Origin of the sequence: Acidithiobacillus ferrivorans (genome assembly GCF_016250455.1) — a bacterium.
GTDB classification, from domain to species: Bacteria; Pseudomonadota; Gammaproteobacteria; order Acidithiobacillales; family Acidithiobacillaceae; genus Acidithiobacillus; species Acidithiobacillus ferrivorans.
This window is the reverse complement of sequence record NZ_CP059488.1, coordinates 1,453,603-1,468,757: the sequence shown is the minus strand read 5'-3', so window position 1 is coordinate 1,468,757 and position 15,155 is coordinate 1,453,603. Positions and strand designations below refer to the sequence as shown.

The window sequence follows — 15,155 nt, the reverse complement described above, 5'->3', positions numbered from 1 at the left end:
CTCAGTGTGCCGTTTTGCCTGGGTACACGGACGAGGCAGCGGATGCGGCGATGTCAGCGGCCTTTTCCTCAATCCAGCTGCGGCCAGAACGGAAGCTCATCCAACATTTCCCCTCATAATCATATAGCTTACATTCTTTGAAGATGCGTCGAACCTCAAAAAAGCTGAAGCGCGTTTCATGAATATACTGGCCGTATTCCGCGCGCAAATCTTCGTAGGCCCCCTTCAGATGGTAGAAGGGAATCCGCGGATCCACATGATGCGGTGTGTGCATCAAAATATTGTGGATCAGGTACTCGCTGATCTTTGAGCAACGCACAATAGTGCTGCAATACAGTTGGCCAATGCCCTGGCTCCACTCCTCTTTCTCTGCGAAGAAGGGCACTTTAGGATGCGTATGGTGGAGAAAGACAAACAAAGCGATGTAGTAGTTGAATAACAGGAAGGGCAGGATCACCGCAGCAATGACGCCCATCATGCCTGCAATCCAATACGCCAGCGCGGAAAAGCTGAGAAAAAACACCAACGTCACTATTTTGCTATAGAAAAATGCCCGCCGATCCTTGCTTTTGGCATCCGCCTTGAAACGCACCATGCCCGGCCACCAGATTCGCAACAGATAGTGCAGAGCGCAGGTGTAAGGACTGCGCTCCAAGCGGTAGATTATTTTCTGCCAAACCGTCTTGCTGCGATACTCTTGGGGTGTCCATGGACGCCATACCCAGTCGACTGTGGTCAGGCTGGTAAAGCCATGGTGGACGCGGTTGTGCCCGAAGGCCCAGAGGCGATACATGTTCAACGAGGGCAGCATGAAAATTGTGCCCATGATTTCGGCAGTGCGCTTGCTCTGGAAAAGGGCGCCGTGCGCCGCATCGTGCGCCCAGACGAACATGAAAGCGACTGCCGACCCGGCAAGGAGCCCGAACAACAGCTTGAGCCACCAGGTTTCGACGAGCAGCGCACCGACGATAGCAGACAGATAAAGAAGCGCATCGAAACCATACCAAGCTATGGCAGTAGCTGCTGAACGCTGATAACGCTCCGGCCGGATAGCCTCGCGGATGGTTTGCAGCTTGATGGGGTGCAATGCCTTGTAGTCAGCACCGGAAGAAGTAAGTGGCATGGCAAAACGTGCTCCCTAGCAAGTCCATTTCGTGATATATAATATACCCACGTGTCTTATTATGCAACGAAAGACAAGACAAGCACGGGGTAAACGCGTTCTAAGGCTCATCAGATTCCTGCATGTCCAAGCAGGTAGCCGATCAGCGTGGTGGTGATCATTGAGAGGGCTCCCCAGAAGAGAACGCGGAGAGCGCCCTTTATCATGGATGCACCCCCAGCCTTGGCAGCAACCGCACCGAGGATCACCAGCAGCAGAATGGTGGTCGTAAACAGGACCGGTAGCACCTCGCTGTGAAGCACGAAAGCGGCGATCAGCACTGGGAATAAGGCGCCACATGCAAAAGATGCGGCTGAGGCTAAAGCAGCTTCGCCAGGCCGAGCCGTGGCCATTTCCGTCAGACCTAGTTCATCGCGCGCATGCGCGGCGAGGGCGTCACGTTGCATAAGCTGTGCAGCGACTTGCTGGGCCAGTGCTTCGTCAAGGCCGCGCGCCATATAAATATCGCGGAGTTCAAGGAGTTCTTTATCGGGATTCTTCTTCAGTTCCCGTCTTTCAATCTCAAGATCGGCCATTTGGGTATCGGCCTGTGAACTCACGGATACATATTCACCGGCCGCCATGGCAAAGGCGCCAGCGACCAGCGCTGCGGCACCAGCAAGTAAAATTTGTTCATGGTTCGCTCGCCCGGCCGCCACACCAGTAAGCAGGCTCGCTGTCGAAAGCAGACCATCGTTAGCGCCGAGCACACTGGCTCGTAACCAGCCGATATTCTTATGGCGATGGTATTCTTGGTGGTGCTTGAAGGGGGGTATGGTTCGTGTCATTTTTACGTCTACCCAGTCAGGGGGCGAGCTTTGGCAAAAGCCGCTTGAGTTGAGCTTCGGAAACAGACCCTGGAATACGACCCAGCTGACCCGATTTCACGCGGAAAACGATTGCTGGTGTACCCTGAAAGCCAAGCGAGCCCAGCAGTTTCATATTCTCTCGCAGATCGGCCCGGGTATCTTCGGTCGGCGCGGCCTTCGGCAGGTCTTTCGTGCCGCCATTCTGGAAACCCGACCCAATGATACTCTCGAAATGCTGCAAAGCCTGCCTTGGTTGCGGTGCCTGCAACCAAGCAGCAGCTTCCGGCAGGCTGTCGGGCGAGATAAAGGCCACCGGCACGTAGCGCACAGTCAGCAGGCCAGCGCGGATCAACGGCGCCTCAGCTTTATAGAGGACGTGGCAATAAGGACAGTTGGGATCCTGGAAATCGTAAATGATGGGCCCCTTGTTCCCATCCTGGATATAGGTGGCCTGTCGTGCAAGGACCTGGTTCCAGACGAACTGCGCGGTCATTTTCTTGGGATAGGTAAGATGCACGGGGGGTGCGACAACGGCACCCGCCCAGGTCAGACTGGACGCTGTTGTGGAAGCCATTGCCAGCGCGCTGATCAGAGCCGATTTGAATGAAATTTGCATGTAATCAGATTCCTTGGGGGAGAGTAAGACCGTATTCCGAGGTTGAGCAGTATAGCATTATACTGAGGCGGTTTTCTCAGTGTTCCTTTGCTCCGTGGCCGGAAAGTCCTATGAGCGGCGCATTTGCGGAATGAACATTATCGCCACGTTCAATTGGACGGAAACCAGCCACCAAAAAAATACAATTAGATATAAAAATATTTATTTTGTTCTCCGCGATTATTTCATATAAAAACATTTTGTTAGATTAAGTCGTAAACTGTAGGATGCATATTACCATTAAAAATTAGCCAGTTATAAACAATTCGCAGGCCACTTAGTTTGCCATGTTGGACGCATGGTTTCACTATATTGCTTTCCTCATTTGTGGTAGCCTAGATCGGCAGTAGGTAATGTTAATGATGCACCGGTGACGCGGTCCATCATTCCTGAATCACAAGCCCTATAAGGAGTTAGCCATGAAGCAGAATTTTGTTTGGTCTGTCACGCTCGGTTCCGCCTTCGCTGTCACTCTCGGCGCCTTGCCTTTAACCGCTATAGCAGCGGATGCGGCAGCGCCGCAGATATTAATGACGGTGCAACCGGCGGCCATGCCTGTCTCTGCCAAAAGTGAAGGGCATTGCGTGAGTGCCGCAATGATCAAGGCCCATGATGGCAAATGTGGCAAAGCATATATGATGAAGCATAAGAAGATGCCCATGTAACTGGATTTCCGCTGTTTTTAGTGTAGCGTTGCATTCTGTTTACCGCCTAAATAGCCGTCAGCGCGGCAGAGCGCACGGCGCCGTCGTAAATATTCTCGCCGACCTTGGGCCCCACCACCTGCACGAATCAGGGGGTGGGGCGTTCCGACCATCACATCTTTGACGATTAATCCTAGAAAAAGCAGTTCAGTTAGGGTCGGCAATGACCGGTAAATACCCCGTCGGCAATCCAAGGCCTGGCTTTGGATGCCGACTTTTTAATTCCACCAAGATGGCTTCCATGAACCCGGCATATGCGGTCTCCATGGCATCCCATTCAGGACCATTGAGGGAGAAAGATTCCGTGCTATGATTCACCACCTTCCCCAAGGCCCAATGATAGGCGCCGTGCAGATCCACCAACCTGCTCCTGTCGTCATAACCCAGACGGTGCAGGATGCCATGCCTACGACAAAGCCGCGCATCAGGGAGTATTTCGCGATTCAGTTCCGCAGGATTGATCAGGAGCATTTTTTTAATGGCGCTGTGGAAAATCAGGGTACCCGCGTAAAAGCCGAAGAGGCCCGTCGACAGTTCTTGGTCGCCCGACTCGTGGTCCGAGAGAAACCGCTGTAGGTCGGCAAAGGCAAGGGGTCGGGAAATGGCGTATCCCTGCAGATAAGGCACACCCATAGTGCGCATGGCATCCAGAATATCCGCGCTCTCCACCCCCTCCGCCACCAGATCCACTTCCAGTTCCGCAGCCAGATCCTGAATGACCCGTACAAAATGTAGATCCTGGGGCCGTTCTTCCAGTGTGCGGACGAATCCCTGATCCAACTTGATTTCGTCTATGGGCAATTCCTTGAGACGTAGGAGGGAGGCATAGGCGCTGCCAATGTCATCCAGTGCCAGGCGCATACCCATCTTTTTGATGTCATGCATCACTGACAATGCCACATCGCGCTCCAAAAAGTCGCTGCTCTCCAGAATCTCGACGGTGATCCGGGATGGGTCGATACCGCTGGTGGCCATGATTCCTTGCAGGTAAGAAATGCAATGATTATGAAAAGACTCGGGTGCAACGTTGAACGAGATCCAGAGTGACCAACCTTGGGCATCCAGGCGGGCCAGATCCGCCAGCGCCTGGCTGAAGACCTGCCTGCTCAGATCCATGTTGTCCTCTGTGGTGAGGTGGGGCAGGAACTCCGCCGGATTGAACAGGCTTCCATCGGCCCCCCGCAACCGGGCCAACGCCTCGATCCCCACGATCCGGCCGCTGCGGTTGTCCAGAATGGGCTGGTAGAGGACATCCACTTCCCCTTGGGCCAGAAGGGCCTGATGGAGGTGGCGGCACTGGGGCATCACTTCGCCGTAAAGACTCCAATAGCGGCTGCGTTTTTCTTTGTGCGCCTTGCTGTGATACAGGGCATGGTCGGCACAACGCAACAGCGCCTCGGAGCCGGTCCCATCTGCCAAAGGATAGAGACTGACTCCCATGCTCAAGCCTACAGTCACATCAGTTTCCTGCTTGGGAAGGAAGATGGGGGACTGCACAGCGTTTTCGATCTTGGCGAAAACCACCTCCAGTTCATCCATGCCGACAAAACCCTCCAGGATGAGCACGAACTCATCGCCGCCGAAGCGGGCCACAAAATCGGTTTTGCGTACAGCCTCCCGTAGGCGATGGGCGACGGTACGCAGCACGTCGTCTCCCGTTTCATGGCCGAAGGTATCGTTGACAGATTTGAAACCGTCCAGATCCAGTATAGCCACGGCCAGCAGGCGTTTATGACGAAGCGCCCGCGCCATGGCCTTTTCCATCTCCTCATCCAGGGCGCGCCGATTGGGCAGGCCAGTTAGGGCATCGTGGATGGCTTGGTACGCCAGTTCTTGAGCCAGCCCGCGCTGATCCGTCACGTTGATGACGGTCCAGGTGAGTACAGCCTGTTTTCGTTTCTCCTCCCGCAAAATTCCGACGGAGACATCCAGATAGACGGTAATACCATCCGCGCGTTTATAAGCCAAACCCCGTGCTTCAGCGTGGCCTTTGGTGCAGGTCAGTACATACAAATCCTTAATGGATTCGTATGTTGCCCCAGAAAAAAGGATATTGCGTGTCGGGCTGCCTATCAAGTCGCTTTCCCGGGAGTAACCAAGAATCTCCAACAGGGCGCGGTTGACTTGGATGAAGACTCCTTCGGGGTAGCGTACCAAGGCTATGCCCGCCGTGGTGCTGGACAGTAGGGATTTATTGAGGCCTGTGGCGTAACGTTCCTGATGTCTCAGATCGATGCGCTCCAAGCCATAGCCGATGACTTTGGCCAACTCTTCCATGATGGCCTGGAGGTCGCCATCAAAAATCACCTCTTCCTCGTGATATACCGCCAGTACCGCCCACAGGGTTTTGTAGCGGTAAACTGGGAAGGCGGCGCTGGAGCCTAGTTCGAATCGTCGGGCCTGCTCTATCGCGGGCTGCATAACCGGGTTCCTTTCGAAGGAAGCGTTGTAAAAAGGTTTTTCGTCCCGCCAAGTACGCCCTGCTGCACCTTGGCCTTCGGGAATATCTGGGCGAACGGAAAGGCACATCTCCTCCAAGTATCCCGTCACTCCGGCTGCCGCCAGAACGTGTATTGTCCCCTCAGAATCCGGCCGACCGACCCAGGTGAGTTTGAAATGGGCGTATCGGATGGCCAGATCACATAGGGTCTGTAGCAGGGCAGTCTCGTTTTCTGCCTGGGCAATGGTTTGATGCACCTGGGCGAGGAGGGCATTGAAATCCGTCAATCGGGCTTGGCTGCACACTTCGTTCTGGCGAAAGACAAGAATCCGCCAGATCACCAGAAATAAGGCAGTAAGCACTATAAGCGAAACCGCAAAAATCGCCGTCTCCGCTGGTATACCTTGGTGGAGATCGGTATAGGAGAGTCCAGTCTGCTCAATTCCTGCAAAAATCGCTACCAGCAGAACCCAGCCGGAAAGCGGAGCGAGCCATGCCATCCGTTCAGAAGAGAGCCACTGGCGCAACCGCTGCTGGAGAGGAGCTAGGGTGGAAGGAGTCATGGCAGGTTTCTCTTTCGCTGTTTAAGGTGGATGTGGGTGTGTGGGATGGGATGAGCAAAAATGGGCGCGTGTGGTGTGCGTTTGACCTTTCATGTAAACGGGCAATGATATCCATGCTCGATTGTAGGCCAGCAAAGTGATCGAATCCAAACTGGATCACCCGCCTACGCGGCGATAAACGACGCCAGACGGTGACGCCTTCTCCTAATTCACTTCTCAATCGCCTACGCGGCGATAAACTAGTATATCTCCTAAAAAGGGGAGCCGGGGAACTTCTCAATCGCCTACGCGGTGATAAACGCATGGTGTTGTTTTTGCTGTTGTTTATTTAGCTTCTCAATCGCCTACGCGGCGATAAACCACCTCTGTGCCGGTGGATGGGCCTTCCGCATCTTCTCAATCGCCTACGCGGCGATAAACATCATGTCGCCGGAAGAAAAGGCGGTGGTGTGCTTCTCAATCGCCTACGCGGCGATAAACTAGCAGCGGCCACATCCATCGCACTGGTAATCCTTCTCAATCGCCTACGCGGCGATAAACACATTGGCGGTGCGAGGACGCATGATTCGCCTCTTCTCAATCGCCTACGCGGCGATAAACGCGACCGGCGGGGAGCCTGGCCGGTGATTACCCTTCTCAATCGCCTACGCGGCGATAAACTCTTTCCGCCAAGATGTCCCTCGCTTCAGAAACTTCTCAATCGCCTACGCGGCGATAAACGGTGGGAATCCCATATATATGTGCAACTGAAGCTTCTCAATCGCCTACGCGGCGATAAACCTGTCGCTTGATGCGGGCGCCATAGTTCTCCGCTTCTCAATCGCCTACGCGGCGATAAACGGATGCAGCGCGAACAAGTGATCAAGTTGCCACTTCTCAATCGCCTACGCGGCGATAAACAGGCGCGGATCTGGCATTCATACCGTGCGATGCTTCTCAATCGCCTACGCGGCGATAAACGAAAATGAACTACCACTATATGTGGTACACCTCTTCTCAATCGCCTACGCGGCGATAAACTTCACATGCTGCATTGACGGCATGAACGCACTCTTCTCAATCGCCTACGCGGCGATAAACTGCAGCGGGCAAAAGCTCTGGAAGACCACCAGCTTCTCAATCGCCTACGCGGCGATAAACTTAATCGTTATCTTCGGTATTCTCTGCGGAATCTTCTCAATCGCCTACGCGGCGATAAACTAACTGACCCTCTTAGCGCCCTTGTTTCCGCTCTTCTCAATCGCCTACGCGGCGATAAACTTTTGTTGTCTTTGGTGGTCTTGTTGCTTGCTCTTCTCAATCGCCTACGCGGCGATAAACAGTTCGGAACAACCACCACATTAGGGGCATAACTTCTCAATCGCCTACGCGGCGATAAACATGTTGCTGCTTTGGAGACTCATAGACATTTACTTCTCAATCGCCTACGCGGCGATAAACGAATGACCGAGATCCGGACGATCAAGGTGAATCTTCTCAATCGCCTACGCGGCGATAAACGGGGTGCATGAAATCCACGGCGTGCGGATCTTCTTCTCAATCGCCTACGCGGCGATAAACCCTGCATCCCATTGTCAGTTGCTGGATGGTTTCTTCTCAATCGCCTACGCGGCGATAAACTTTTTCATAACGGGGTCAGTGCCCTTCACGTACTTCTCAATCGCCTACGCGGCGATAAACATCGCGGTCAGTCGGTCGCACTCCGCGTGAAGCTTCTCAATCGCCTACGCGGCGATAAACGGGTTGGTGACTTTCGACAAGAAAAAGGGGCTCTTCTCAATCGCCTACGCGGCGATAAACATACGCGATGGGGGATTCACCGGGCTGGGACTCTTCTCAATCGCCTACGCGGCGATAAACTGTACCTGCTTAATTAACTCTCGTGTGTTCATCTTCTCAATCGCCTACGCGGCGATAAACAAGAACCATCGGGAACAATAAAAGTACCAGAACTTCTCAATCGCCTACGCGGCGATAAACAAGTATCGGGGTTCGCGCTCGATGCCGGTAAACTTCTCAATCGCCTACGCGGCGATAAACGGTTAATTTTGTCCTTTTATAGGGGGCTTTATCTTCTCAATCGCCTACGCGGCGATAAACGGTGTCCATGACCGCAGCTCACCGTCGGCAACCTTCTCAATCGCCTACGCGGCGATAAACGTGCCTACCAGCACTATCCAGGCGGCGATTGTCTTCTCAATCGCCTACGCGGCGATAAACGCACGAATCCACCGCCAGCGCCCCATGAACATCTTCTCAATCGCCTACGCGGCGATAAACCGGTCCATTGTTCGCCTTTTTGGTTATCAAAACTTCTCAATCGCCTACGCGGCGATAAACTTTTGTTGGCTTTGGTGGTCTTGTTGCTTGCTCTTCTCAATCGCCTACGCGGCGATAAACGCAGTTGCTGCGGGAACGTATCAGGCCGCGACCTTCTCAATCGCCTACGCGGCGATAAACTCGCACCACCCTCCCCACGCGCTCCACGATATCTTCTCAATCGCCTACGCGGCGATAAACTACCAGCAAGCGAACCACCAGCAGGCCCGGAACTTCTCAATCGCCTACGCGGCGATAAACGCGAAAAGGGGCACGGCGACCCCTTTTCTACACTTCTCAATCGCCTACGCGGCGATAAACTGGTGAGTGCTGTTGTTCATGCGGTTGCTTATCTTCTCAATCGCCTACGCGGCGATAAACTAAAAGCAATCCAAAAGCCAATAAAGAACCAACTTCTCAATCGCCTACGCGGCGATAAACGGGGTCGCCGACTTGGTCGGATGTACTCCCAACTTCTCAATCGCCTACGCGGCGATAAACTTTCACTTGCTTATTTACTTGATTCTCTTGGTCTTCTCAATCGCCTACGCGGCGATAAACTAGACTTTCAAAGTGCAAAGTCTATAATAATCATATCATTGGTTGTCTTTTTGACGTAAACACATCGAATTCCGCGATAAATCATAACTTACTGATTTCATGTTACTTTATCTGGAAGACTAGAAATGAAGCCCATCACATCATCCAACACCTCATGCTTCAGGGCATGCTCGATTACTTCAGCTCTGAACCGGTTATTTTTTGCTTTTTCAGATGCACATCGAAACGCCAGCGGCATCACCAGCCAATCCTTGAAAAGATCTGCTACGTCGAACACCAATGCACCCCTTCTGGTCTTACCGTGAAGCACTGGCAGGAAATAGGGTACACCCATTCCATGCAACGCCACTGCGGCATATCCATAGGCGAGATAGTTGCCGTGATCCAGAAAGCTATTCACCCTCTGTTCAGGATTGTCTTTCTTCTTGGCTCCGGCATCTCTTATGAATTTCGGTATAGAATAGACAGACGCTAGAGCCGCGTATAGCGCCTTTGCGAACCTCCCCTCGGCCGCCAGCAAGTCCGTTATCGTTTCGCAGTGCGTAATATTCTCATCAAATGTATCGAAAATAAGTTCAGGAACTTCTATTTTCAGCTTCTTGTACATCCGCTTATCATAGGTAACACGGTATCTGAGGAATTCCCTGCCCATTTCTATGCGGGTGCGATCATTGGCCCATAAAGCAAACCACTTTTGCGCGTGTGATGTAGGCCTGTACTCATCCTGTGGCAGAAGAAAAGCAACATCTATTACACCAAATAAAGGTGATCCGCCAGATCCGCAAAAGCCCACAAGCACATTGGATTCAGCCAACTTGCGTGCGGCCGCATCGGTAATGGACGTGCCCTTACCCAAAAGAATGAAAGCCGTATTTTTATCCGGGATGGCCACAAACTGATCTATGCCATGATTGCCCTCGGTCAGATACACCACGCGCTCATCCTTTTGCATAAGCCTTACATGCTCCAGGTAAAATACGTTGACCCGCTTGGATATCATGACCGCCTGTGGTCGTCTTTCCTTGTACTCAGCCATCACACCACCGGAAGACCTACGATCTGGGTGGATCTGGACAGCCCATACCCGTTGGGGCGTCCTGATGCATCCCCATCAACCGCCACACGCTCCACCACTAGCTTGAATTGATTTCCAGTGGAAGAGCGCATCCAGACAAAGGGCAAACCCCGTTGTTCTGCCATGCGCCGCACGCGGGCATGCTCTTGAAGTTCTCTCGCGTGCTCAAGGGCTACGGTTTTCCGGTTCTTGGAAACCCCAGAAGGCAATCGCCGCATCAGGAAGGCTTCGCGCCAGACCACATCGCCCGGCACCCCATACACTATGGTTTCATCCGCAAGATCACGATGACCTGGGACACGCCCAATGGCATCGAGGATCTTTTCTGCGCTCGGTTTATCCTCTGCAAAAACCCGAATACGATTCCCCATGGTGAAGCCCTTGCTCATCCAGTCCGGAAAGGCGACTGCAAAAGGGGTTGCCACCCCTACCGCAGCCTTGTGAACATGAAGCCAGGCAGCCCCTAGGAGGACAGCTTGGGGCATATCCTGGGCATCTGGGTTTACGCTGACGTTAAAGTACGCCATATATGCAGTGGCCATATCTAAACCCCTTATTTCTTCTCGGAGAAAACGCCGCCACGGATCAGGATGGCGATAAGAAAGGCAGCACCCGGATTAAATGTCGTTTCAGGATGCATTTCGTCCATATTGCTCAGCAACGCGCTGGCATTCTGGTTGCCTTTGCGGAACACGGTGTTTGCATCAAGGCTGGCGCCGTTAGGTTCAACAGGGATGGGCGTTCCTGAAAAATCCAGGTACCAGGTATCGATAGTCCGAATGGCGTTCCCGATTTTCTGGTCGCGCAGAGCAGCCCGCCCCATATCAATCATGTCTGCGGCGAAGTCACCAGCACTTGCCTCGTTCTTGTTGGCGCTGCCCATGATGGAAATTAGATCCCGTCGGGAAATCATGTCCACTTTATAAAGAGACCGCGCGAAACCATCGGGCTTGTTGCCTACCATATTCTGTGAAGGGAAGACTTCCACTTCACCCGTGAAGCCAAACAGCACCCGGCCCTCTACCTTGATAGCCGGAGAAGCATTGTCTGAAGACAACAGGCCTGTAGCAATGGCGCGTGCCAATCCTTGCTCATCTTCCGTGTAGACATCAAAATCGCGCAACCGTGATCCATTGGAAAGGTATTTCTTGTCTCCGACGCTGGCGGTCACCTGGGTTTCACCCAGGATACGATTCCGCCACAGCCACCGCCCATTCAGGATGTTGCGGGCATAGCGATGGCATACTTCATCAAATTCTGGTACCCCGCGCACAAAAAAACGATCAATGAATCCGTCCGTGATACTGCGAAAGGTGGGGTCAGAACAGCCGAACATCAGGCTGCCAGCGGGGATGGTCTTGAAACTGAAAATTACAGAAAGACCGATAGATTCAGGGTGCGTTTTGGCAGTTTCTGTCCGCTGAATGTTGGAGACGTTGTCACCCTTCGGGTAACTGTTCGCACCCCGGATGCCGTGGCGAATTACTTTCACCGGAACGGTTTTATTTTCCCCATTTTTGTTCAGAATGATGCTGGACATCAAACCATCGGTGATAATGGTACCGCGCTGAAAAGAAAGAACGTCGGGTATTTTATGGCTCATTACGGTTACTCCTTTAAAAACTACTGGATAAAATAAGGAGAGAGTTCTACTCCGCTCCGGTTTGTCACAAGAAAATGGTCGCGGTCCCATCCATAGCGCCAAAGGTTCCCCCTGGTGATATGCGCACGCTGGATGCTGATTGGGGTGTATCGGACGAGGCCCATCAGATGCTCCGCAAAGGCGTGATCGCACCCGTCACGGGCGCCTCTCCTGGCTTCTGGAGCGGCGAACAGGACATAACCGAGATTCACCGGGATGGTCCATACAGCGTCCCTGGTCGCCCGCAACAATTTCTCAACAGGATTGACAGGTTCCTGCACAAAATCATCCTGCATCAAGGTATTCGTTACATCATCGACCCAAAATCCAGAGCGCAGGCTACGTATCGCGTCATCCATTTTTTCATGGATATGCACATGGGCACTGGTGATTTCGCCACCGGCAAAACGCATGCTGGATAGCATATTTTCGACTTGGGCCCGATCTCTTGGAGGGTGATCGCATTCGAGCAGCAAGGCCCATTCCAGATCGGCGAGTGCCATTGGTTGCATGGAGTTCTGTGTAGGATTTGCTTTGCTGCTGAATGGGTATGCCCCCCGCTTCTGCACTATCTCCTGGAGCAGATACCCCTTCATGGTTGGCATTTGCTCGATCCATGGTTTTGCGTCTTTATGGATAATGCCCACACCCTGTACAGATAAGGTACTCCCCAGTTTTTTGTCCAGGGCGTGCATGGCCATCACGGCTGCAAACACCGGAGCAGGTGAAATGACTGAGAGGCTTTGCAGCATGCTGGCTTTATGCACTTTCAAATCTATCGTCAGATATGTTTTCACAGGATGCCCTCCAGTATTTTTTTTGCAGCAACCGTTATTCGGTCACGATCCGTTTGATGCATGGGTCGCTTTTCCTTACCGATCAATACGGATGCGTACAGCCGCATGGCGATGGTCTCAGCCAAATTTTTGGCATAGCTCCGGTCAAAATGGCCGTGGACCACAGCAAGATCCAGAGAGGTCGGCGGATTTGCGCGTTTCTCGGACAGCAATGCCTCATCTATCGGACGCTTTTCATCGCCATCCGGGAATTCTATCTCCTGGATATGGACGGACAACTCCATCACTTGTTGATGCTGCCCGATAGCGATTTCCCTGATCGGTCCTGCACATTCAACCTTTATGGCGGTTGCAGCAGATGATTTTCGAATGCTATCAGGCAACCCCTCTATGTACCGAAGGAAGGAATCAATTTGATCCCGGTTGATAAATAACCTCAACGGCTTATACACAAAGGCCCATGCGCGCCGATCAGGGTGTCGGATGGGCACATCGAAAAAGATAGGACGCTGAATGACGCCTTTCGGATGAATGCTCACATTGCGGACAATGGCACCGCCAACAGGGAAGTTCAGCCGTGTGTAGAGGCGTCGTGAAGCAACCGGTTTTTTGCTGTCATCGTCCTCTTCGGTGCTGTTCGCCTCCTGCTCTACGGCATCTGTCGTTACCTGTTCAATATTGGCAATGGCGCGATCAAACAGCACGCAGATGCCACCGGACGCAAGGGGACTCACCGCGATGTAATGCTCTCCAGACGGCAACAGAATCTGGCGTAGCCGATGATCCACAACGGGCGTTTGTTTCCCCCCATGACTGGCAAAAGCGGCCTTGACACCCGCTTCCACAGTGGCCAAGATGGTGCCATCCACCTCGGCCTCATGAATGATGGGGTCTTTTTCCAGTACCTTGATGATGCGTTGATAAACTCCGGTATTGTCCAGTTTGGCTTGATCAAGCGGAACGCTATACCCGCCAGCGATGATGGTTCTGCTGGAAACGTGTGGCTGGCCATGATATCCGCCAGCGCAGACGGCAAATGCATCTGCGGCATCGGAGTTGATCATCTTGCCGGAGAAGTGGGTTCCACAATCAATGACTTTATCTCGAACGGCATCCTGAAATTGCTCCAGGTTCACTTGGGATGCGAGTTCTTTAACCGTTCCCAGGCACTTGTCGATATATTCCTGCGCATAGACCTCCGCATCCAAACCTGCATGAGGTAGCGGCAGTGACGTACTGAAAACCTCCTGCAAACCGAGTAGTTTGAGATAAAAGTCGATCCTTGGCTCATTGGTTACACAGGCCAGTATAAAGCCCTGCTCATCTTCCACCGTTTTGAGCTTGTCTTCGGAGATGGGTACATTCCTTGACGCGCCGCCTTTACAGAGCTTGAGCAGAGCGCTGTGCCTGGTTTTCAAGTCAGCAAGATCTTCCTTGTTCATTGATACCCCCTTTGGGTTAGCCTGACTCGACATTAGCCACATAAGCGAAGTATGTCAACAATATAAATATGTATCAAATAAATCATTATTTGAGGTTTATTGTGTAGTATGTACTTTTTTATCTGGTTCTTTTGTTGTAGTCTATTTACCATGCATACCGACATGGATCATCTGCTTTTTGTCTTGCGCCGCGCGTTGTGGATAGGCCAGTGCCGCCGAGCGGATGTGGATCGCGCTTTTGGTACGCGTAAGTCGCCCAACCGAGGCACGGCCATCCTTCATGCTGCATGCACCCAGTGGTTCCATCTCCTGTACAAAGATGGAAAAAAAGGCGTATTTCCACGTGTGGGAGTGACATATCCTCCTGAAGCCAGCGCGCAAGCACTGATGAAGCTGATTTCCGAGCGGGTCGGCCCCGACACAACGGGAATTTTTCCGGAGGAAAGCGTGCCATTCCTACTACCGCCCGATAAGGCCGCATCGACGATCAACCCCAACGCAATGGACGTCCTGTTTTCATCCACCATTCATCAGAATCCAATTCGGATACTGTATGTTGGTCTGCGACACGGAGAAAATGCGCGCTGGCGAAACGTGTGGCCCCGCGCCATGGAGTTTAATGGCCTGCAATGGCGGTTGCGCGCGCAGGATATGGATGCCGGGGAACAGCACTATCCCATTAAGGCGTATTCCGTACCGAGAATTTTCGATGCACAACCACTGGATACCCGGAGAAGCACTTCCAAAGACTTCCGGCCAAGAAATCTGGTTAAAACACAACGCGCCATGCGGGTTCACCTGTCAGAGTCATTGACGCGGGATCAGGTACGAGCGATCGAAAATGAGTGGGGAATCCGTGATGGCATCATGCTATTGCCGGATTATAGCTGGTTTGAATTTCGCAAACAGTTTGCCAGTGAACCAGTCAATCCGGATATTGTTTGGCCGGTGATCACCAGAATAGACCCGCTAGAGGAGAGATAGGC

The 15,155-nt window shown here is 52.7% G+C and carries 11 protein-coding genes and 1 CRISPR repeat array; of the genes, 2 read left to right on the top strand and 9 right to left on the bottom strand.

From position 1 onward, the window contains the following. Position 1 precedes the first annotated feature (1 nt). The 3 genes from H2515_RS07265 to H2515_RS07255 form a co-directional block, all read right to left on the bottom strand. Entirely contained in the window at positions 2–1,123 is a 1,122-nt protein-coding gene (locus tag H2515_RS07265) for a fatty acid desaturase (protein WP_198661297.1), read from the bottom strand. A gap of 110 nt (positions 1,124–1,233) precedes the next feature. Beyond that, positions 1,234–1,950, bottom strand: a complete 717-nt coding sequence (locus H2515_RS07260; RefSeq protein WP_065413577.1) for a VIT1/CCC1 transporter family protein — start codon at positions 1,948–1,950, stop codon at positions 1,234–1,236. Positions 1,951–1,966: 16 nt separating this feature from the next. Next, positions 1,967–2,587: a thioredoxin fold domain-containing protein gene (locus H2515_RS07255; protein WP_035192847.1), complete on the bottom strand. Its 621-nt coding sequence runs from the start codon at positions 2,585–2,587 to the stop codon at positions 1,967–1,969. A 458-nt stretch (positions 2,588–3,045) separates the two neighbouring features. On the opposite strand from H2515_RS07255, the gene H2515_RS07250 reads away from it, so the two are divergent. Beyond that, positions 3,046–3,291 carry a hypothetical protein gene (locus tag H2515_RS07250; RefSeq protein WP_065413578.1) on the top strand — a complete coding sequence of 82 codons (246 nt, stop codon included), beginning with the start codon at positions 3,046–3,048 and terminating at the stop codon, positions 3,289–3,291. A 186-nt stretch (positions 3,292–3,477) separates the two neighbouring features. Here the strand turns inward: H2515_RS07250 and H2515_RS07245 are convergent, their stop codons facing one another. From H2515_RS07245 to H2515_RS07220, 6 genes are all read right to left on the bottom strand, one after another. Further along, entirely contained in the window at positions 3,478–6,333 is a 2,856-nt protein-coding gene (locus H2515_RS07245) for a bifunctional diguanylate cyclase/phosphodiesterase (RefSeq protein ID WP_198661296.1), read from the bottom strand. A 212-nt stretch (positions 6,334–6,545) separates the two neighbouring features. Then, positions 6,546–9,213: direct repeats of the CRISPR family, unit length 28 nt; unit sequence CTTCTCAATCGCCTACGCGGCGATAAAC. Between the two features lie 97 nt (positions 9,214–9,310). After that, on the bottom strand, positions 9,311–10,249 hold the full coding sequence (gene cas1f, locus H2515_RS07240; RefSeq protein ID WP_198661295.1) for a type I-F CRISPR-associated endonuclease Cas1f: 939 nt from the start codon (positions 10,247–10,249) through the stop codon (positions 9,311–9,313). Then, on the bottom strand, positions 10,249–10,830 hold the full coding sequence (cas6f, locus tag H2515_RS07235) for a type I-F CRISPR-associated endoribonuclease Cas6/Csy4 (protein WP_198661294.1): 582 nt from the start codon (positions 10,828–10,830) through the stop codon (positions 10,249–10,251). The genes cas1f and cas6f overlap by 1 nt, the downstream gene beginning before the upstream one ends. Positions 10,831–10,841: 11 nt before the next feature. Beyond that, positions 10,842–11,993 (bottom strand): type I-F CRISPR-associated protein Csy3, encoded by a 1,152-nt coding sequence (gene csy3, locus H2515_RS07230; protein ID WP_232821610.1) that lies wholly within the window; start codon positions 11,991–11,993, stop codon positions 10,842–10,844. Next, complete coding sequence (locus tag H2515_RS07225) at positions 11,912–12,727, bottom strand: hypothetical protein (protein WP_232821609.1); 816 nt, start codon at positions 12,725–12,727, stop codon at positions 11,912–11,914. The genes csy3 and H2515_RS07225 overlap by 82 nt, the downstream gene beginning before the upstream one ends. Further along, positions 12,724–14,169, bottom strand: a complete 1,446-nt coding sequence (locus tag H2515_RS07220) for a ubiquitin family protein (protein WP_198661291.1) — start codon at positions 14,167–14,169, stop codon at positions 12,724–12,726. The genes H2515_RS07225 and H2515_RS07220 overlap by 4 nt, the downstream gene beginning before the upstream one ends. A 225-nt stretch (positions 14,170–14,394) precedes the next feature. Between H2515_RS07220 and H2515_RS07215 the strand changes: the two genes are divergently transcribed. Continuing rightward, positions 14,395–15,153 carry a hypothetical protein gene (locus H2515_RS07215; protein ID WP_198661290.1) on the top strand — a complete coding sequence of 253 codons (759 nt, stop codon included), beginning with the start codon at positions 14,395–14,397 and terminating at the stop codon, positions 15,151–15,153. The last annotated feature ends 2 nt before the right edge of the window (positions 15,154–15,155 follow it).

What these genes read in the sequence shown, in the direction of transcription:
- cas6f (WP_198661294.1), bottom strand. Translation starts at nt 10,830, where the DNA reads ATGGCCACTGCATATATGGCGTACTTTAACGTCAGCGTAAACCCAGAT.
- H2515_RS07245 (WP_198661296.1), bottom strand. Translation starts at nt 6,333, where the DNA reads ATGACTCCTTCCACCCTAGCTCCTCTCCAGCAGCGGTTGCGCCAGTGG.
- H2515_RS07265 (WP_198661297.1), bottom strand. Translation starts at nt 1,123, where the DNA reads ATGCCACTTACTTCTTCCGGTGCTGACTACAAGGCATTGCACCCCATC.
- H2515_RS07220 (WP_198661291.1), bottom strand. Translation starts at nt 14,169, where the DNA reads ATGAACAAGGAAGATCTTGCTGACTTGAAAACCAGGCACAGCGCTCTG.
- H2515_RS07255 (WP_035192847.1), bottom strand. Translation starts at nt 2,587, where the DNA reads ATGCAAATTTCATTCAAATCGGCTCTGATCAGCGCGCTGGCAATGGCT.
- cas1f (WP_198661295.1), bottom strand. Translation starts at nt 10,249, where the DNA reads ATGGCTGAGTACAAGGAAAGACGACCACAGGCGGTCATGATATCCAAG.
- H2515_RS07260 (WP_065413577.1), bottom strand. Translation starts at nt 1,950, where the DNA reads ATGACACGAACCATACCCCCCTTCAAGCACCACCAAGAATACCATCGC.
- H2515_RS07250 (WP_065413578.1), top strand. Translation starts at nt 3,046, where the DNA reads ATGAAGCAGAATTTTGTTTGGTCTGTCACGCTCGGTTCCGCCTTCGCT.